The following is a 17761-nucleotide window of genomic DNA, read 5'->3' as shown; positions in this document are numbered from 1 at the left end:
CTAGGGTTTAGCTGTTAGGCAACAACCGGCACGTGATGCTCTTGATGTAGCGCGTCTCGGCAATCGCCGGGTGCACCGGATGGTCTGGGCCCTGGCCGCCGCGTTCGAGCATCTGGATGTTGCGGTCCAGGTGGCGGGCGCTGGTCAGCAGGATGTTTTGCAGGTCGTCTTCCGGCAAGTGCATGGAGCACGAGGCGCTGACCAGGATGCCGTCCTTGCTGAGCAGGCGCATGGCTTGCTCGTTCAGGCGGCGGTAGGCGCCTTCACCGTTCTTCATGTCTTTCTTGCGTTTGATGAAGGCCGGTGGGTCGGCGACGATCACGTCGAAGCGCTCTTCACTGGCTTTCAGCTCTTTCAGGGCTTCGAACACGTCGCCTTCGATGCAGGTCATCTTCTCGGCAAAGCCGTTCAGCGCGGCATTGCGCTCCACGCCGTCGAGGGCGAAGGCGGAGGCGTCGACGCAGAACACTTCGCTGGCGCCGAAGGCCGCAGCCTGCACGCCCCAACCGCCGATGTAGCTGTACAGGTCGAGTACGCGCTTGCCTTTGGCATACGGGGCCAGGCGTGCGCGGTTCATGCGGTGGTCGTAGAACCACCCGGTCTTCTGGCCCTGGATCACCGGGGCTTCGAATTTCACGCCGTTTTCTTCCAGCGCCACCCACTCCGGCACCAGGCCAAACACGGTCTCGACGTAGCGGTTGAGGCCTTCGGCGTCGCGCGCGGCGGAGTCGTTCTTGAACAGGATGCCGCTTGGCTTGAGCACTTGGGTCAGTGCAGCGATCACGTCTTCTTTATGCGCTTCCATGGTCGCCGAGGCGATCTGCACCACCAGGATGTCGCCGAAACGGTCGACCACCAGGCCTGGCAACAGGTCGGAATCGCCGTACACCAGGCGGTAGAACGGCTTGTCGAACAGGCGGTCACGCAGCGACAGGGCGACGTTCAGGCGGTGCACCAGCAGCGACTTGTCCAAAGGCAACTTGATGTCGCGCGACAGCAGGCGGGCGCAGATCAGGTTGTTCGGACTCATGGCCACGATGCCCAGGGTCTTGCCGCCGGCCGCTTCCAGGATAGCCTGGTCGCCTGCCTGGAAGCCGTGGAGTGGGGTGGCGGCCACGTCGATTTCGTTGCTGTAGACCCACAGGTGGCCGTTGCGCAAACGACGATCGGCGTTGGCTTTGAGACGCAGGCTTGGCAGGGACATGACGTCGCTCCGGAAAAAAGAGCGGGAGTATACCTGTTGCGGCGCGACTCATGTGGTCGCTGGCTTGCCTGCGATGCGGACGGCGCGGTGTATCTGACGTACGGCGGTGAGGCCATCGCAGGCAAGCCAGCTCCCACATTTGATTGGGTTTGCATTCAGGTTATTGAGGTGTCAGTCAGGTTCCCATAGAGGTTAGAATCCCCGCCTAGCCCAGAGTAAGTACTTATGTCCCAAGAGCTTTCCGCCGAACAGATCCAACAGGCCCTGCAAGGCATCAGCGTGCCGCCCCAACCGCAAATCATGGTGGATTTGCAGATGGAGCAGTACATGCCCGATCCGGACCTGGAAGTGATTGCACGGTTGATCTCCCAGGACCCAGGCTTGTCCGGCGCACTGCTGAAAATCGTCAACTCGTCGTATTTCGGCCTGAGCAACAAGATCGCCTCGATCCAGCGTGCGGTGAACCTGCTGGGCAGCCGCTCGATCATCAACCTGATCAACGCGCTGTCGATCAGGGGCGAGATGAGCGACGACACCATCGTCACCCTCAACCGTTTCTGGGACACCGCCCAGGACGTGGCCATGACCTGCCTCACCCTGGCCAAGCGCACCGGCGCCCAGGCGGTGGACGAAGCCTACGCCCTGGGCCTGTTCCACGATTGTGGCGTGCCGCTGATGCTCAAGCGCTTCCCCAATTACATGACCGTGCTGGAAGAGGCCTACGCCAACGCCGGCCCGGATTGCCGCGTGGTCGACACCGAGAACAACGCGTTCAACACCAACCACGCCGTGGTCGGCTACTACACCGCCAAATCCTGGCGCCTGCCCCAGCATGTGACCGACGCCATCGCCAACCACCACAACGCCCTGGCGATCTTCAGCGATGAGTCCTCGCGCAACTCCCAACTGAAAAACCTGCTGGCGATCCTCAAGATGGCCGAGCACATCGGCTCGTCCTACCGCGTGCTGGGCAACCAGTCGGTGGACCATGAATGGAATGCCATCGGCCACCTGGTGCTCGACTACGTGGGGCTGTCGGACTACGACTTCGAAAGCATGAAGCTGTCGATCCGCGAGCTGGGCGCCCACTAAACCGTTCTTCACGAGGTACGCATGCCCGAGTTACCAGAAGTCGAAACCACCCGGCGCGGCATCGCACCGCACCTGGAAGGCCAGCGGGTCAGCCGCGTGGTGGTGCGTGAGCGCCGGTTGCGCTGGCCGATCCCGGAAGACCTCGATGTGCGCCTGTCTGGGCAGCGCATCGTGCTGGTGGAGCGACGGGCCAAGTACCTGCTGATCAACGCCGAAGTGGGCACTTTGATCAGCCACTTGGGCATGTCGGGCAACCTGCGGCTGGTGGAAGTGGGGATGCCGGCGGCCAAGCATGAGCATGTGGACATCGAACTGGAGTCGGGCCTGGCCCTGCGCTACACCGACCCTCGGCGTTTTGGCGCGATGCTGTGGAGCCAGGACCCGCACAACCATGAGCTGCTGATTCGCCTGGGGCCGGAGCCGTTGACCGACCTGTTTGACGGTGATCGCCTGTTCCAGCTGTCCCGTGGGCGTTCGATGGCGGTGAAGCCGTTCATCATGGACAACGCGGTGGTGGTGGGTGTGGGCAATATCTATGCGACGGAAGCGCTGTTCGCGGCGGGCATTGATCCACGTCGTGAGGCGGGCGGCATTTCGCGGGCGCGGTATTTGAAGCTGGCCATCGAGATCAAACGCGTGCTGGCGGCTGCTATCGAGCGCGGCGGCACGACGTTACGCGATTTTATCGGTGGTGACGGGCAGCCGGGGTATTTCCAGCAGGAACTGTTCGTCTATGGCCGAGGCGGCGAGGCGTGCAAGGTGTGCGGGACGGAACTGCGCAATGTGGTGCTGGGGCAGCGGGCGAGTGTGTTTTGCCCTAAGTGTCAGCGCTGATTCGGTGTGATGGCTGAAGCCGCCTTCGCGAGCAAGCCCGCTCCCACAGTTAACCGGGTTCCAACATGAGAATGCGGTCGAATGTGGGAGCGGGCTTGCTCGCGAAGAGGCCCTGGCAGGCGCTGTTGAGCCTCACGCCTTACCGGTAATCAACCGATACTTGGCCATCAACTGCTCTTCCGTCTCCGGATGGGCTTCATCCAATGGAATGCAATCCACCGGGCACACCTGCTGGCACTGAGGTTCGTCGTAGTGGCCGACACACTGGGTGCACAGGTTCGGGTCGATCACGTAGATCTCTTCGCCTTGGGAAATCGCAGCGTTCGGGCACTCGGGTTCGCAGACGTCGCAATTGATGCAATCGTCGGTGATGATCAGGGACATGGAAACTCCTGCCTGGGCCGTCAGCCAAGGCATCTGAAAAACTAATGCGCGCAATTGTGCCGCATTGGCGCCCGCAGTGCGAGCCTGTGGCAAGCACTACTACCTGTGGCGAGGGAGCTTGCTCCCGCTGGACTGCGCAGCAGTCCCAATCTTTTCAAGCAGAGCGGGGCCGCTTCGCGCCCCAGCGGGAGCAAGCTCCCTCGCCACAGAGAGCCTTACTTCTTGAAGCGCAGGGTCAGCGCGTCGGCCACGGCGGGGTGGACGAACTTGGTGATATCACCGCCCAACGCCGCGATTTCACGGACCAACGTCGAGGAAATGAACGAATAACGTTCCGACGGCGTGAGGAACAGGCTTTCCACGTCCGGCGCCAGTTGGCGGTTCATGTTGGCCAGCTGGAATTCGTATTCGAAGTCCGACACTGCACGCAGGCCACGCAGGAACACATTGGCGTTCTGCTCTTTGGCGAAATGCGCCAGCAAGGTGGAAAAGCCCACCACTTCCACGTTGGGCAGGTGCTTGGTGACCTCACGCGCCAGCTCCACGCGCTGTTCCAGGGGAAACAGCGGGTTTTTCTTGGGGCTGGCCGCGACCGCGATGATCACATGGTCGAACAGGCGAGAGGCACGTTCGACCAGATCGCCATGGCCTTTGGTAATCGGGTCGAAGGTACCTGGGTACAACACTCGGTTCATCGCGTCGTCCTGGCGGAGTCCGTTGGGGAACCGGATGGTATCGCAGCCATCCCGGTCGGCCAAGTCAACTTATGTAGAAGAAAGCCCGATAGACCGTGTTTTTTCACGCCGTTTTCAGACGTTCGGCCAATGCTGTCGCCAGTTGGGCGGTCAATCCATACACCGACAATTGGGGGTTGGCCCCAATGCTGGTAGGGAACAGCGAGCCGTCATGGATCGACAGGTTGCGCAGTTGGTGATGCCGACCCAGGCTGTCGGCCACGGCATTTTTAGGGTCTTCGCCCATCGCACAGCCGCCCATCACGTGAGCACTGCCCAGGGTTGTGCGGTGCAATTCAAGGTTCAACCCGTCAATCACACTGCGTGCCTCGGCCAAGGTCGTCACGTAACGCGCGTCGTGGTGCAACGGTTTGACCGACTTGGCACCGGCCGCGAACTGGATCTCGGCCATGCTGTGGAAAGCCCGGCGCAGGCCGTCCCAGGCGTAGGGCGAGACCTGATAGTCGAGCACGGGCGTGCCGTCGCCGCGCAAATCCACCGTGCCGCCCTGGCTGTCAGGGTGGAAGCCGTCGCGCAGCAGCGCCAGCATCGCGTGGGTGTGGGGCAGTTGGCTCATTTCCAGGGCATTCTGCCCGCCGTAGCCGCCGAACAAGGTGCTGGCCAATCCTGGATGTAAGGGTGGAGCTTCCAGCTTGTAGGACATTTTGCCGGTGGTGCCGTCCTGCCATTGGAAATGGTCGGAGTAAATGGACTGTGGCGCGCCGTAGAACGGGTTGATCACCTCGTCGAACAGCCCCGCAGAGAAATTCACCAGGTGCAGGAAGGTGCGCTTGCCGAGCCGCGAATGCGGGTCGGGGGCGTCCGAGCGCATCAGCAATGCCGGGCTGTTGATACCGCCACCGGACAGCACGTAATGCCTGGCCTTCACCGTGATCTTGCGCCCGGTGGGCGCCACGCAGCGCTCATCCATGGCAACGCATTCCAGGCTGCTGATGCTGTCGCCGCTGTACTTGAGGCGTTCGGCCCGGGCCAGGTACAGCAGCTCACCGCCTTTTTCCAGGGTGGATGGGATGGTGGTCACCAACATCGATTGCTTGGCGTTGACCGGACAGCCCATGCCGCAGTAACCCAGGTTGAAGCAGCCGCGCACATTGCGCGGGATCACGTGCCAGCTGTAGCCGAGCTGTTCGCAGCCTTTGCGGATCACATCATTGTTGGCGTTCGGCGGGATGGCCCAGGGCGCAATGCCCAGGCGCTGCTCCATTTTTTCGAACCAGGGCGCCATCTCGGCGCTGCTGTGGCCCTTGACCGCGTATTCACTGGCCCAGTGGGCGAGGGTGGCGTCCGGGGTGCGAAAGCTCGAGGTCCAGTTGATCAAGGTGGTGCCGCCGACGGCCCGGCCTTGCAGGATGGTGATCGCGCCATCCTTGCTCATGCGGCCAATGCCTTCCTGGTACAGGCTGGCGTAGGCCTCGTCCTCAAGCAGCTTGAAGTCGCTGCTGGTCTTGAGCGGGCCTTCTTCGATCAGCAACACTTTGTAGCCGGCAGCGCTGAGGATCTCGGCGGTGGTGCCGCCACCGGCGCCGCTGCCGATGATGGCCACGTCGGCTTCCAAGGTCAGGTCGCTTTCAAGGGCGGCGCCATTGTGGGTTTTCCAGCCACGGGCCAGGCCCTCGCGGAACAGATCGGGTACGGGCATAAACATGCACTCTTATTGTTGTAGTGAACCTTTGTAGGAGCCGGCTTGCCGGCGATCCGGTCGATGCGGTGCGTCAGGCGCACCGCTATCGCGGGTAAGCCGGCTCCTACGGGGGGTGTCAGATCTTCGGCGGGCCGGGGTAGCCGCAATGGGCCCAGGACGCCGGTCGGAAATACCAGGCCATGATCACCAGCTTGAGCAACGAGCCCTGGCCCATGCGCAGCAGGTTCAGGTAGCTGTTTTCCCAGCGATGCAGGAAATTGCGGATCTGTTCGGCACTGGCGTTTTCCCAGCTGCCCCAGATGCCGGTCAGCGGGCCACGGGTGATGCTCATGCCCAGCACGTCGAACAGTTGCTGGGTGAGCTTGAACATCTCCGGCGACAGGTGCTGCAGGCTGTAATCAAGCTTTTTCAGGGTGTCTTCGATACCAGCGAGCACTTGCTCGGCGCTGGCGGCACCTTCCAGCAGCACCGGAATGACCGCCCGCAGGAACGGCAGGTCACTGCTGCGCAACATGGCAAAGCCGCTGGCCGGGGTGCTGCTGGAGCAGCCGCTGAGGCTGGCACCCAGCCCGGCCGTGGCCAGGAAGGCGCTGGCGCACAGGCCGATTTTCAGGACGCCGCGCCGCGACAGCGCGGGGGTTTCAGTCAGGCTTGGGTTCATTGTTATTGTTATCCCGAAGGTGGTGGTTTCAGCGCACGAACAGTTTCTGGATCAACTTCTGGATCGATTTGCCATACGGCGGGTAGATCAGCTTCGCCGCGTTCAAGCGCTGTTTCACCAGCACACCCTTGGCCTTGCTGAACGTGAGGAAGCCCTCATGGCCGTGGTAATGGCCCATGCCGGAAGGGCCGATGCCGCCAAACGGCATGTCGTCCTGGGCCACATGCAGCAGGGTGTCGTTCAGGCACACGCCGCCGGAGTGGGTTTCGTGGAGCACGCGGTTTTGCTCGGCTTTGTTGTAGCCGAAGTAATACAGGGCCAGTGGGCGAGGGCGCCCATTGATGTAGGCAAATGCCTGGTCGAGGCCGCGATACGGCACGATCGGTAGCACCGGACCGAAGATTTCATCCTGCATCACCGTCATCTCGTCGCTGACATTCAGTAGCAGGCTGTGAGCCATGCGCCGGGCCTGGCCTTGGTCATAAAGAGGGATGAGGGTCGCGCCCTTGTCGGTGGCGTCCTTGACGTAGGCATTGAGCCGAGCCAGTTGCCGTTCGTTGATGATGGCGGTGTAGTCCGGGTTGTCAGCCAGCGTCGGATAAAACCCGCGAATGGCCTGGGTGTAGGCCTCGACGAAGCCGTCTACCCGATCCTCTGGAACCAGCACGTAGTCGGGGGCCACACAGGTTTGCCCGGCGTTCAGGGCTTTGCCGAAGGCAATACGTTCGGCGGCATCTTTTAGCGGTACATCGGCGGACACGATGGCAGGGGATTTGCCGCCCAGCTCCAGAGTGACCGGGGTCAGGTGTTCGGCGGCAGCGCGCATCACGTGTTTGCCGATGCTGGTAGCGCCGGTGAACAGCAGGTGATCGAAGGGCAGCTTGGAGAACGCCATGCCGACCTCGGCTTCACCCAGCACCACGCACACCAGGTCCTCGGGGAATATTTTCGCCAATAAAGCCTTGAGCAATTCGCCGGTGGCGGGGGTGGATTCACTGAGCTTGAGCATCACCCGGTTGCCGGCGGCCAACGCGCCCACCAGCGGCCCGATGGCCAGGTACAGCGGGTAGTTCCAGGGCACGATCACCCCAACCACCCCCAGTGGCTGATAAATGACTTTGGCTGACGCCGGTTGAAAGGCAATGCCCACGGCGCGGCGGGAAGGTTTCATCCAGCGCTTGAGGTGTTTGCTGGCGTAGTGAATGCCATGCAGGCTCGGCATCAGCTCGGCGAACAGGGTCTCGTCGGCGCTGCGATGGCTGAAGTCCTGGCTGATCGCGTTGATCAGTGCCTGGCGCTCGTCACTGAGCAGGTCGCGCAGGGCCTTGAGCCATTGCTGGCGTTGCGCGGCGGGCGGCATCGGGTTGGCCGCGTAGGCACGACGTTGGGCGTCGAACAGGTCCTGGAGTTGATCCAGCGCCTGGGAATCTTGCAGGTAGGCAACGTTGGCAGACATGGCACAGTTCCCGATTGTTATTTGAATGGTTCATTTATTAGAGTAATTGCTCTAAATTGTCAAATAACATTGCAGCAACATGTGGATTTATCCTGGCAAGGATAGGCCGTAAGATGCCCCTTCACGTGTACAGAAGCTGATTCCCTATGGCACCACGAGTAAAGACCAGCGAGCGCATTGTGCAAACCAGCCTGGAGCTTTTTAACCAGCAGGGCGAGCGCAGTGTCAGCACCAACCACATCGCCGCCCATATGGAAATTTCCCCGGGCAACCTGTACTACCACTTCCCCAACAAGCAGGCGATCATCGCCGTGCTGTTTCGTGAATACGAAGCCTTGGTGGACAGTTTCCTGCGCCCGCCCCAGGGCCGTGCCGTCACCGTCGAAGACAAGCGTTTCTACCTGCAAGCCGTATTGGCCGGCATGTGGCGCTACCGTTTCCTGCACCGTGATCTCGAACACCTGCTGGAGAGCGACCCGGAACTGGCCACCGGCTACCGGCGTTTTTCCCAGCGCTGCCTGACCCAAGGCGGTGCTATCTATCAAGGGTTTGTCGACGCGGGCATCCTCAATATGGACCCGGTGCAAACCGAGGCCTTGACCCTCAATGCCTGGATCATCCTCACCTCCTGGGTGCGTTTCTTGTGCACCACCAACGAAAATTCCACCCAGTTGAGCGCTGAGGCGATCAAGCGCGGGGTGTATCAGGTGCTGGTATTGGAAGCAGGTTTCGTCACGCCCCAGGCGAAAGAGGCGGTGGATGCGCTGTTCAAAGAGTTTTACGTGCCGTTGAACCAGGCACTGGAAGAAGTGAAGTAGGACCTTTCCCGAATCTGTTCACAGGAGTCCGTCATGCCGCTTGCCCAATTGATCAGCCCCCAGCAACTGGCCGAGCGCCAGAAGGCCGGCGGATTGGTGATCCTCGACTGCCGCTTTGCCCTGGAAGACCCGGACTACGGGCTGTGCAGCTATGCCGAAGGGCATATCGACGGCGCGCAGTATGCTGACTTGGAGCGCCACCTGAGTGGCCCGGTGACCAAGGGGGTGACCGGTCGTCACCCGCTGCCGGGGGCCGATGCCCTGGTGCGTCAGTTGCGGGCCTGGGGCATCAGCGCCGATACCGACATCGTGCTGTATGACGACGGCCCCGGCGCCTATGCCGCCCGCGCCTGGTGGTTGCTGGCCTGGCTGGGCAAGCGCGAGGGCGTGTTTGTGCTGGACGGTGGCCTCAAGGCCTGGCACAGCGCAGGGTTTCCCCTGAGCCTGGATGCGCCGGTGGTCGAGCCCGGTACATTTGCCGGCACGCCTGATTCTCGCCTGGTGCTGGATGCCGAACACCTGCAAAAGCGCCTGGGCCAACCGGGCCTGACCCTGATCGATGCCCGTGCCCAGGCGCGGTTTCGTGGTGATGTGGAACCGATCGACCCAGTCGCCGGGCATATTCCGGGCGCGCAGTGTGCGGCGTTCACTGAAAACCTGGGCAGCGATGGGCGTTTCCTGCCGGCTGAACAACTCAAGCGGCGCTTTGCTGCGCAACTGCAGGAGCGCTCGCCGGATGAGCTGGTGGCCTATTGCGGATCGGGCGTCACGGCCTGTCACAACCTGTTCGCCCTGAGCCTGGCGGGTTACCCGTTGGGCAAGTTGTATGCGGGGTCATGGAGCGAGTGGATTACCGACCCGCAGCGTGAAATTGCTACGGGTGACTAAATCGACGGAGGTGTAAACCCGATCAACTGTGGGAGCTGGCTTGCCTGCGATGACGGCGTGTCAGCAATCTTATTATTGGCTGGCACACCGCTATCGCAGGCAAGCCAGCTCCCACATGTTTTAACCGTGTTGCGTCAGTAGCCAGGCAGGAATACGGCGTTCCAGGTAATAGCCGGGGCGTTTGAGCGAACCGTCGACAAACCCCACATGCCCACCCTTGGCCAGCAGCTCAAACTCGGTGCACGCCGACAATTCGCTCGCCTCGGGCAAGCTGTGGGCAAACACGAACGGGTCATCTGCTGCCTGGATAATCAGCGTCGGCGTACGAATCGCCCCCAGGTAATAACGGCTTGACGCGCGGCGGTAATAGTCCTCGGCACTCAGGAAACCGTGCAGCGGCGCGGTGACCCGGCCATCGAAATCCCAGAACGTGCGCATCTTCTCCAGTGAGCCAAGGTCTTCCAGGGTCTTGAGCCCGTCCGCCCGGCCATCCTGCTGAAAGCGGCTCTGCTTGACGCGGATGTACGCCAGCATTTCGCGCATGAAGTGCTTCTGGTACACCCGCGAAAAGCCCAGCCCGATGCGATCGGCGCACTGGTCCAGGCGAAACGGCACCGACACCGCCGCCGCGCCTTGCAACCCGGACGCTTCGCCCGTCTCCCCCAGATGCTTGAGCAGCACGTTGCCGCCCAGGGAATAGCCGACGGCATACAACGGCGCCAATGGCCGGTTGGCGCGCAGATGGGCAATCGCAGCGGCCAGGTCTTCGCTGGCGCCCGAGTGATAGCTGCGCGCCAACAGGTTGGGCTCACCCGAGCAACCGCGCCAGTTCAACGCGGCACTGGCCCAGCCTTGAGTGGCCAAGGCTTTTTGCAGCCCGGCCACGTAGGGCGAATTGGACGAGCCGGTCAGACCGTGCAACACCAGCACCAACGGCGCTTGCGCGTCGTGGGGGCCGTGCCAGTCGAGGTCAAGGAAGTCGCCGTCGTCCAGCCACAGGCGTTCGCGCAGGCGTTCAATGTGGGTGGTGGGGCGCCACAACGGTCCCCACAAGGTTTGCAGGTGAGGGTTGCCGAGGCCAAAGGCGGGTTTGAACAGGTCGAAAGAGGCTGTCATGAAACTCTCTGTGGCGAGCGAGCTTGCTCGCGCTGGGCGCGTAGCAGCCCCATTTAAAACGCCGCGCTTGGTCAGTCAGAACACGATTGCAGGTTTAGGGGCCGCTTCGCAGCCCAGCGGGAGCAAGCTCCCTCGCCACAACAAGCCCGTCATTACAGATTTATACGCTGCGTTGCCACAACGCGTAGTAGACGCGGCCGGACTTCTGCTCGCGGTGCAAACGCCAGGTTCCGGGCAAGCCCAGGGTCGAAGGCGCCGCCTCGCTTTCAGTGTAGATCCACGAATCCGGCGCCAGCCATTGGCGTTCTTCCAGCAGCGCGCACACGGTCGGCAGCAGGTTCTGGTTGAACGGCGGGTCGAGGAACACCACGTCGAACTCGCTGGCCGGCTGGGTTTCCAGGTAGCGCAGGGCGTCGGCAGTTTGTACCTGGCCGGTGGTGCAGCGCAGGGTGCCCAGGTGTTCCTTGAGGCTGGAAACCGCCACGTTGCTGGCATCCAGCGCCTGGCCCAGGGCGGCGCCACGGGACAGCGCCTCCAGGAACAGCGCGCCGCTGCCCGCGAACGGGTCCAGCACTTTGGCGCCCGCAATGTACGGCGCGAGCCAGTTGAACAGGGTTTCGCGCACGCGGTCCGGCGTGGGGCGCAGGCCCACCACGTCGGGGAAGCTCAGCTTGCGGCTGCGCCATTCGCCGCCGATGATGCGCAGCTGACCCACACCGTTATGCACGTTGTGGACGGGTTTTTTCGGGCGAGATGAACTGGCCATTAATGCTCCGGAACCCCGAGCGGCTGCTCGGCGGGTTTATCAGTGGGGGGCGGTAGTGGCTTTTGCTCAATCGTCGGGCCGGCGGTCACGATGACCATCTTGTCGGCGCTCAAGTGTTTATTCATTGCAGCCTTGACCTGCTCTACGGTCAGGGCCTGGGATTGTTTCATGAAATCCTCAAGATAGCTCAGCGGCAGGTTATAGAAACCCATGGCGCCCAACTGCCCGACGATGTCGGCATTGCTGGCGGTGGACAGCGGGAAGCTACCTGCCAGCTCGCGTTTGGCGTCGTCCAGTTCCTTCTGGGTCGGGCCGTTCTTGAGGTAGTCGGCCAGCACGTCCTCCACCAGGCGCAGGGTGCCGCCGCTCATTTCGGCGCGGGTCTGCAGCTGGATCATGAACGGGCCGCGTACCTGCATCGGCGAGAAGCCGGAGTACACGCCGTAGGTCAGGCCGCGTTTTTCGCGCACTTCGCTCATCAAGCGGGTGCCGAAGCCGCCGCCACCGAGGATCTGGTTGCCCAGGGACAACGCGGCGTAATCCGGGTCGGCGCGGTCGATGCCCAGTTGGGCGAACAGCAGGTGAGTCTGCTTGGACGGGAACTCGATATGGCTCAGGCCGGCCTTGGGCTCGGCAGGCTGGGCAATCTTCGCCAGGGCCGGGCCTTTGGGCAGCGAGGCGGAGACCTTGGCGGTCATGGCTTCGGCTTCGGCGCGGGTGAGGTCGCCAACCACGGCGATCACGGCGTTGCCGGCGGCATAGGCCTTGGCGTGGAACGCCTGCAACTGCGCCAGGCTAATGGCGGGAACGCTCTGGGGCGTGCCTTCGCTCGGGTGAGCGTAAGGGTGGTCGCCATACAGGCGCTTGAACAGCTCCAGGCTCGCCAGCTTGCCAGGGTTCTGTTTCTGGTACTCGAAACCCGCCAGGATCTGGTTCTTGATCCGCGCCAGGGAGTCGGCCGGGAACGTCGGTTTGCCGATCACCTGGTCAAACAGCGCCAGCGCGGCCTCGCGCTTGTCGCTGTCGCTCAGGCTGCGCAGGGACACCAGTGCCATGTCGCGGTAGGCGCCATTGCCAAAATCGGCACCCAGGCCCTCAAAGCCACTGGCGATCTGGCTCACATCCTTGCCCGGCACACCTTCGTTGAGCATGGCGTTGGTCATCAGCGCCAGGCCCGGGACGTTGCCGTCCTGGCTGCTGCCGGCCGCGAACAGGATGCGCATGTCGAACATCGGCAGTTCGTGGGCCTCGACGAACAGCACCTTGGCGCCCTCGGCGGTGGTCCAGGTCTGCACGTCGAGCTTGCGGTTGGTCGGCGCCTTGCCGTCCAGCTCTGCCAGGGATTGCAGTTTGTTGGCCGATTGGGCTTTTTCCAGCGCCGGGCTGGCCACGGATTCGCTCGGGCGCAGGAAATACACGGCGCTCGCCGCGATCAGGGTGACCACGATCAGGCCGGGGAAGATCAAGCGGCTGCTTTTGCGATCACTCATGAGCGGTCTCCTCAGGCAGGACATGGGCGACGCTGAGGCGTTCGCGGGTGAAATAGGTGCGCGCAGCTTTCTGGATGTCTTCCGGGGTCACGCTTTGCAGGTCAGCCAGTTCGGTGTCCATGAGTTTCCAGGACAGGCCGACGGTTTCAAGGGAGCCGATGGCCGTGGCCTGGCTGGTGATGGAATCGCGCTGGTAAACCACGCCGGCAATGACCTGGGCGCGGATGCGCTCCAGTTCTTCGGTGGTCGGCGGTTTGGCTTTCAATTCATCCAGCAGGCGCCACAGGCCGGCTTCGGCTTGGGCGATGGTCTTGTTCTTCTGCTGGTTCGGCGTGGCGGTCAAGGTGAACAGACTGTCGCCACGGGTGTAGGCGTCGTAGCTGGTGGACGCGGCCGAGACCAGCTCTTCACCACGCTCCAGTTGTTCCGAAATGCGTGCGCTGTAGCCGCCATCCAACAGGGCCGAGAGCAGGCGCAAGGCTTGCACCGAACGTTTGTCCTCGGCGGTGGCCAGTCCGGGCACATTAAAGCCGAGGATGACGCTCGGCAGTTGGGTCTGCACGTGCATGGTCAGCAGGCGCTCGCCGGGTTCAGCCAGCTCCAGCGGGACCTTGGCCGGTGGCACGTCGCGCTTGGGGATCGGGCCGAAGTAGCGCTGGGCCAGTTTCTTGACCTCATCCGGGGTGACATCGCCCACGACCACCAGGGTGGCATTGTTCGGCACGTACCAGGATTGGTACCAGTGGCGCAGTTCTTCGACCTTCATGCGTTCCAGGTCAGCCATCCAACCGATGGTCGGCGTGTGATAGCCACTGGCCGGGTACGCCATGGCCTTGAAGCGCTCGTAAGCCTTGGACATGGGGTTGTCGTCGGTGCGCAGGCGGCGTTCTTCCTTGATCACCTCGATCTCGCGGCTGAACTCGTCGGCCGGCAGGCGCAGGCTGGCCATGCGGTCGGCTTCCAGTTCGAAGGCGACACCCAGGCGGTCACGGGCCAGTACCTGGTAGTAGGCGGTGTAGTCGTCGCTGGTAAAGGCGTTTTCTTCGGCGCCCAGGTCGCGCAGGATCAGCGAGGCTTCGCCAGGGCCGATCTTGGCGCTGCCCTTGAACATCATGTGCTCCAGGGCGTGGGACAAACCGGTCTGGCCCGGAGTTTCGTAGCTCGAACCGACTTTGTACCAGACCTGGGAAACCACCACCGGCGCGCGATGGTCTTCGCGCACGACCACCTTGAGGCCGTTATCCAGGGTGAATTCGTGGGTGGGTTGTGGGTCGGCAGCCAAGGCTGAGAGAGGCAGACAAACTGTGCTGAACAGCAGGCCTGCGGCATGGCGGGCTAGAGCATTCATTCGTTTTTAAACCTGTTGGGCTGCCCGCTTGGTCTTAGCGTCGGCGGGCGAGGAGGTGCTAGGATACTGATCCGACTGAGTGACGGCCACTGCGGCTGTCCCGTTAAGGCTCTATTTAGGCCTTACAAAATGTTGCGCATGAACGAGCTGGCTAAAAAACAGTCTGTTACGCATCGAATTTTATTTACCGACGCGCCTGCTGGCGCGTCGCTACCTTGAGATAGCCGTCTCCATGTTTGGTTCCAACGACGACAAGAAGACCCCAGCTGCGGCTGGCGAGAAAAAAGGCCTGTTCGGATGGCTGCGCAAAAAGCCGCAGGAAACCGTCGACGAACAGCCGCAGGTTCAGCCTGAACCTACCCCTGAGCCAATCGTAGAAGCCCAACCGGCCGTAGAAACCCCGGCGCCAGTGGTACTGCCGATGGCTGAACCGGTGTTGCAGCCCGTGGTTGAAGCTGCACCGGAGCCAGAACCAGAGCCAGAGCCCAAGCCGTGGCTGGAACTGCCGGTCGCTGAAGAACCGGTGGCCCTGGTAGTAGACGTGCAGGCCGAACACATCACGCCGCCGATTCCCGCGGTGGTCGAGCCGGTTGCCGTCGTCGTCGAAGCGGCTGCGCCAGCCGTCGTCGAACCGGAACCTGTCGTTGCAGCGCCCGAAACCAGCAAAACCGGCTTCTTTGCCCGCCTCAAGCAAGGCCTGAGCAAGACCAGCGCCAGCATCGGCGAAGGCATGGCCAGCCTGTTCCTGGGCAAGAAAGTCATTGATGACGAGCTGCTCGAAGACATCGAGACCCGCCTGCTCACCGCCGACGTGGGTGTCGAAGCCACCGCCGTGATCATCCAGAGCCTGACCCAGAAGGTCGCGCGCAAGCAGTTGACCGACGCCGACGCCCTCTACAAGTCCTTGCAGGCCGAGCTGGCCGCGATGCTCAAGCCCGTGGAAGCACCGCTGGTGATCAAGCCGAACAAGCCGTTCGTGATCCTCGTCGTGGGCGTGAACGGTGCGGGCAAGACCACCACGATCGGCAAGCTGGCCAAGAAGCTGCAGTCCGAGGGCAAGAAAGTCATGCTGGCGGCCGGTGACACCTTCCGTGCCGCCGCCGTAGAGCAGCTGCAAGTCTGGGGTGACCGCAACAAGATCCCGGTGATTGCCCAGCACACTGGCGCCGATTCTGCTTCGGTGATCTTCGATGCCGTGCAGGCCGCCAAGGCCCGTAACATCGATGTGCTGATCGCCGACACCGCAGGCCGCCTGCACACCAAAGACAATTTGATGGAAGAGTTGAAGAAGGTGCGCCGCGTGATCGGCAAGCTCGACGCAGACGCTCCCCACGAAGTGTTGCTGGTACTTGACGCCGGCACTGGCCAGAACGCCATCAGCCAGGCCAAGCAATTCAACCAGACGGTGCAACTGACCGGCCTGGCATTGACTAAGCTCGACGGCACGGCCAAGGGCGGCGTGATTTTCGCCCTGGCCAAACAGTTCGGGTTACCGATTCGTTATATCGGCGTCGGTGAAGGCATCGACGACCTGCGCACCTTTGAAGCCGAACCCTTTGTACAGGCACTCTTTGCCGAGCGGGAGCGTTCATGATTCGATTCGAACAGGTCGGTAAACGCTATGCCAACGGGCATGTGGGCTTGCATGAGCTGAGCTTTCGAGTGCGTCGCGGCGAGTTTCTGTTTGTAACCGGCCACTCCGGTGCCGGCAAAAGTACATTGCTGCGCCTGCTGCTGGCCATGGAGCGCCCGACCACCGGCAAGCTGCTGCTAGCTGGTCAGGACCTGGCCACCATCAGCAATGCGCAGATTCCGTTCCTGCGCCGCCAGATCGGCGTGGTGTTCCAGAACCACCAATTGCTGTTCGATCGCACCGTGTTCAATAACGTGGCGCTGCCGCTGCAGATTCTCGGGCTGTCCAAGGCCGAGATCGTCAAGCGCGTGGATTCGGCCCTGGAGCGTGTGGCGCTGTCGGACAAGACCGATCTCTACCCGGGCGACCTGTCCACCGGCCAGCAACAACGCGTCGGCATCGCCCGTGCTATCGTTCATCGCCCAGCCCTGCTGCTGGCGGACGAACCCACCGGTAACCTCGACCCGCGCCTGGCGGCCGAGATCATGGGCGTGTTCGAAGACATCAACCGCCTGGGCACCAGCGTGCTGATCGCCAGCCACGACCTGGCGCTGATCGCCCGCATGCGCCATCGCATGCTGACCCTGCAACGCGGCCGCTTGATCGGTGACGGGGAGGCTGGCGTATGAGTGCGACCCGTAGCCCCAAGGTTTCCGAGCGCGTGGCGCCCAAAGCCGCCGACCCGCAACCGCAGAAAAAGAAAAAACACGACGATGACGACGGCCCGGACTTCGGCACGCTGCTGCGCGCCTGGATCGAAAGCCATCGCGCCAGCCTGCTGGACAGCCTGCGTCGTCTGGGCAAGCAACCGATCGGCAGCTTCTTTACCTGCCTGGTGATGGCTGTGGCCTTGAGCCTGCCAATGGGTTTGTCGTTGCTGCTTAATAATGTGGAGCGCCTGGGCGGTTCCTGGCAGCGCGCCGCGCAGATTTCCCTGTACCTGAATATCGATGCCAGCGCCAAAGAGGGCGAGGCCCTGCGCGACGACATCAAAAATCTGTCGGGTGTGGCAGACGCCGAGTACATCAGCCGCGACCAGGCCCTGGAAGAGTTCCAGCAACAGTCCGGCCTGGGCGAAGCGCTGAAAGAGCTGCCGCAGAACCCGCTGCCGGGCGTGGTGCTGGTCACGCCAAATGAAGTGGATAAGCCCGCGCTGGAAGCCCTGCGACAAAAACTCGCAGAGATGCCCAAGGTACAGCAGGCGCAGCTTGATCTAGTCTGGGTGGAGCGCCTGGCGGCGATTCTCAAGCTGGGCGACCGCTTTGTGTTCGGCCTGACGGTGTTGTTGGTGTCTGCATTACTTTTGGTGATAGGTAATACCATTCGTCTTCATATTGAAAACCGTCGCACCGAGATAGAAGTGATTAAACTGGTCGGCGGCACAGACAGCTATGTGCGTCGTCCTTTTCTGTACATGGGCGCGCTTTATGGCTTTGGTGCCGGGATTTTGTCCTGGGGAGTGCTGGCGTTTGGCCTTGACTGGCTGAACGACGCGGTGATCGGGCTGGCTGGCTTGTACGGCAGTGATTTCGCCCTGGCGGGCGTGCCGGTAGCCGATGGTCTGAGTCTCTTGCTTGGCGCGGTCTTGTTGGGGTATATCGGTGCTTGGATTGCGGTCGCCCGTCACTTACGTGAGTTGGCACCGAAGTAGTTAATGTCAGATTAATGTGGTTT

17 protein-coding genes are annotated in these 17761 nt (G+C 62.2%); 7 read left to right on the top strand and 10 right to left on the bottom strand.

Annotation, left to right across the window (positions count from 1 at the left end; translation table 11 throughout):
- Nucleotides 1-7: 7 nt before the first annotated feature.
- A complete protein-coding gene (locus M2394_RS09085) occupies nucleotides 8-1204 on the bottom strand; it encodes a class I SAM-dependent rRNA methyltransferase (protein WP_003195152.1) in 1197 nt (398 codons plus the stop codon).
- Nucleotides 1205-1483: 279 nt separating this feature from the next.
- On the opposite strand from M2394_RS09085, the gene M2394_RS09080 reads away from it, so the two are divergent.
- Nucleotides 1484-2296 carry an HDOD domain-containing protein gene (locus M2394_RS09080; RefSeq protein WP_178920099.1) on the top strand — a complete coding sequence of 271 codons (813 nt, stop codon included), beginning with the start codon at nucleotides 1484-1486 and terminating at the stop codon, nucleotides 2294-2296.
- Nucleotides 2297-2317: 21 nt separating this feature from the next.
- Nucleotides 2318-3130 (top strand): bifunctional DNA-formamidopyrimidine glycosylase/DNA-(apurinic or apyrimidinic site) lyase, encoded by an 813-nt coding sequence (gene mutM, locus M2394_RS09075; protein WP_178920022.1) that lies wholly within the window; start codon nucleotides 2318-2320, stop codon nucleotides 3128-3130.
- 132 nt (nucleotides 3131-3262) lie between these two features.
- Here the strand turns inward: mutM and M2394_RS09070 are convergent, their stop codons facing one another.
- From M2394_RS09070 to M2394_RS09050, 5 genes are all read right to left on the bottom strand, one after another.
- Entirely contained in the window at nucleotides 3263-3514 is a 252-nt protein-coding gene (locus M2394_RS09070; RefSeq protein WP_017139475.1) for a YfhL family 4Fe-4S dicluster ferredoxin, read from the bottom strand.
- Between the two features lie 215 nt (nucleotides 3515-3729).
- Nucleotides 3730-4209 carry a pantetheine-phosphate adenylyltransferase gene (coaD, locus tag M2394_RS09065; RefSeq protein ID WP_003176711.1) on the bottom strand — a complete coding sequence of 160 codons (480 nt, stop codon included), beginning with the start codon at nucleotides 4207-4209 and terminating at the stop codon, nucleotides 3730-3732.
- 103 nt (nucleotides 4210-4312) lie between these two features.
- A complete protein-coding gene (locus M2394_RS09060) occupies nucleotides 4313-5908 on the bottom strand; it encodes a GMC family oxidoreductase (RefSeq protein WP_259172223.1) in 1596 nt (531 codons plus the stop codon).
- 118 nt (nucleotides 5909-6026) lie between these two features.
- Nucleotides 6027-6572 carry a twin-arginine translocation pathway signal protein gene (locus M2394_RS09055; protein ID WP_259172221.1) on the bottom strand — a complete coding sequence of 182 codons (546 nt, stop codon included), beginning with the start codon at nucleotides 6570-6572 and terminating at the stop codon, nucleotides 6027-6029.
- A gap of 28 nt (nucleotides 6573-6600) precedes the next feature.
- A complete protein-coding gene (locus tag M2394_RS09050; RefSeq protein WP_178920025.1) occupies nucleotides 6601-8028 on the bottom strand; it encodes a coniferyl aldehyde dehydrogenase in 1428 nt (475 codons plus the stop codon).
- Nucleotides 8029-8174: 146 nt separating this feature from the next.
- On the opposite strand from M2394_RS09050, the gene M2394_RS09045 reads away from it, so the two are divergent.
- Complete coding sequence (locus M2394_RS09045; protein ID WP_178920026.1) at nucleotides 8175-8846, top strand: TetR/AcrR family transcriptional regulator; 672 nt, start codon at nucleotides 8175-8177, stop codon at nucleotides 8844-8846.
- A 33-nt stretch (nucleotides 8847-8879) separates the two neighbouring features.
- Nucleotides 8880-9734, top strand: a complete 855-nt coding sequence (locus tag M2394_RS09040; protein ID WP_259172219.1) for a sulfurtransferase — start codon at nucleotides 8880-8882, stop codon at nucleotides 9732-9734.
- A gap of 120 nt (nucleotides 9735-9854) precedes the next feature.
- On the opposite strand, the gene M2394_RS09035 is transcribed toward M2394_RS09040, so the two are convergent.
- The 4 genes from M2394_RS09035 to M2394_RS09020 form a co-directional block, all read right to left on the bottom strand.
- The gene (locus M2394_RS09035; RefSeq protein ID WP_259172218.1) at nucleotides 9855-10850 is read right to left on the bottom strand and encodes a hydrolase; all 996 of its coding nucleotides are present in this window, start codon (nucleotides 10848-10850) and stop codon (nucleotides 9855-9857) included.
- Nucleotides 10851-11010: 160 nt separating this feature from the next.
- Complete coding sequence (rsmD, locus tag M2394_RS09030; RefSeq protein WP_178920029.1) at nucleotides 11011-11616, bottom strand: 16S rRNA (guanine(966)-N(2))-methyltransferase RsmD; 606 nt, start codon at nucleotides 11614-11616, stop codon at nucleotides 11011-11013.
- Complete coding sequence (locus M2394_RS09025) at nucleotides 11616-13106, bottom strand: pitrilysin family protein (RefSeq protein WP_259172214.1); 1491 nt, start codon at nucleotides 13104-13106, stop codon at nucleotides 11616-11618. The genes rsmD and M2394_RS09025 overlap by 1 nt, the downstream gene beginning before the upstream one ends.
- Nucleotides 13099-14454: a pitrilysin family protein gene (locus M2394_RS09020; RefSeq protein ID WP_259172212.1), complete on the bottom strand. Its 1356-nt coding sequence runs from the start codon at nucleotides 14452-14454 to the stop codon at nucleotides 13099-13101. The genes M2394_RS09025 and M2394_RS09020 overlap by 8 nt, the downstream gene beginning before the upstream one ends.
- A gap of 232 nt (nucleotides 14455-14686) precedes the next feature.
- Here M2394_RS09020 and ftsY point away from each other — a divergent pair, with 232 nt between their 5' ends.
- From ftsY to ftsX, 3 genes are read left to right on the top strand one after another with little or no spacing between them, the layout of a single operon-like run.
- Nucleotides 14687-16048 (top strand): signal recognition particle-docking protein FtsY, encoded by a 1362-nt coding sequence (gene ftsY, locus M2394_RS09015; protein WP_259172211.1) that lies wholly within the window; start codon nucleotides 14687-14689, stop codon nucleotides 16046-16048.
- Entirely contained in the window at nucleotides 16045-16716 is a 672-nt protein-coding gene (ftsE, locus tag M2394_RS09010; protein WP_003234627.1) for a cell division ATP-binding protein FtsE, read from the top strand. Before ftsY ends, ftsE begins: the two co-directional genes overlap by 4 nt.
- The gene (gene ftsX, locus M2394_RS09005) at nucleotides 16713-17738 is read left to right on the top strand and encodes a permease-like cell division protein FtsX (protein ID WP_259172209.1); all 1026 of its coding nucleotides are present in this window, start codon (nucleotides 16713-16715) and stop codon (nucleotides 17736-17738) included. The genes ftsE and ftsX overlap by 4 nt, the downstream gene beginning before the upstream one ends.
- Nucleotides 17739-17761: the final 23 nt, after the last annotated feature.

Origin of the sequence: Pseudomonas sp. BIGb0164 (assembly GCF_024810135.1) — a bacterium.
Classification (GTDB): Bacteria; Pseudomonadota; Gammaproteobacteria; order Pseudomonadales; family Pseudomonadaceae; genus Aquipseudomonas.
The sequence above is the reverse complement of the archived record's forward strand: the minus strand, read 5'-3'. Positions and strand labels throughout refer to the sequence as shown.

Bases quoted from the DNA above. Each gene is read 5' to 3' on its own strand.
- M2394_RS09060 (WP_259172223.1), bottom strand. From the start codon at position 5,908: ATGCCCGTACCCGATCTGTTCCGCGAGGGCCTGGCCCGTGGCTGGAAA.
- ftsX (WP_259172209.1), top strand. From the start codon at position 16,713: ATGAGTGCGACCCGTAGCCCCAAGGTTTCCGAGCGCGTGGCGCCCAAA.
- M2394_RS09035 (WP_259172218.1), bottom strand. From the start codon at position 10,850: ATGACAGCCTCTTTCGACCTGTTCAAACCCGCCTTTGGCCTCGGCAAC.
- M2394_RS09045 (WP_178920026.1), top strand. From the start codon at position 8,175: ATGGCACCACGAGTAAAGACCAGCGAGCGCATTGTGCAAACCAGCCTG.
- M2394_RS09025 (WP_259172214.1), bottom strand. From the start codon at position 13,106: ATGAGTGATCGCAAAAGCAGCCGCTTGATCTTCCCCGGCCTGATCGTG.
- M2394_RS09085 (WP_003195152.1), bottom strand. From the start codon at position 1,204: ATGTCCCTGCCAAGCCTGCGTCTCAAAGCCAACGCCGATCGTCGTTTG.
- M2394_RS09055 (WP_259172221.1), bottom strand. From the start codon at position 6,572: ATGAACCCAAGCCTGACTGAAACCCCCGCGCTGTCGCGGCGCGGCGTC.
- coaD (WP_003176711.1), bottom strand. From the start codon at position 4,209: ATGAACCGAGTGTTGTACCCAGGTACCTTCGACCCGATTACCAAAGGC.
- M2394_RS09050 (WP_178920025.1), bottom strand. From the start codon at position 8,028: ATGTCTGCCAACGTTGCCTACCTGCAAGATTCCCAGGCGCTGGATCAA.
- M2394_RS09070 (WP_017139475.1), bottom strand. From the start codon at position 3,514: ATGTCCCTGATCATCACCGACGATTGCATCAATTGCGACGTCTGCGAA.
- M2394_RS09040 (WP_259172219.1), top strand. From the start codon at position 8,880: ATGCCGCTTGCCCAATTGATCAGCCCCCAGCAACTGGCCGAGCGCCAG.
- ftsY (WP_259172211.1), top strand. From the start codon at position 14,687: ATGTTTGGTTCCAACGACGACAAGAAGACCCCAGCTGCGGCTGGCGAG.
- M2394_RS09020 (WP_259172212.1), bottom strand. From the start codon at position 14,454: ATGAATGCTCTAGCCCGCCATGCCGCAGGCCTGCTGTTCAGCACAGTT.
- mutM (WP_178920022.1), top strand. From the start codon at position 2,318: ATGCCCGAGTTACCAGAAGTCGAAACCACCCGGCGCGGCATCGCACCG.
- ftsE (WP_003234627.1), top strand. From the start codon at position 16,045: ATGATTCGATTCGAACAGGTCGGTAAACGCTATGCCAACGGGCATGTG.
- rsmD (WP_178920029.1), bottom strand. From the start codon at position 11,616: ATGGCCAGTTCATCTCGCCCGAAAAAACCCGTCCACAACGTGCATAAC.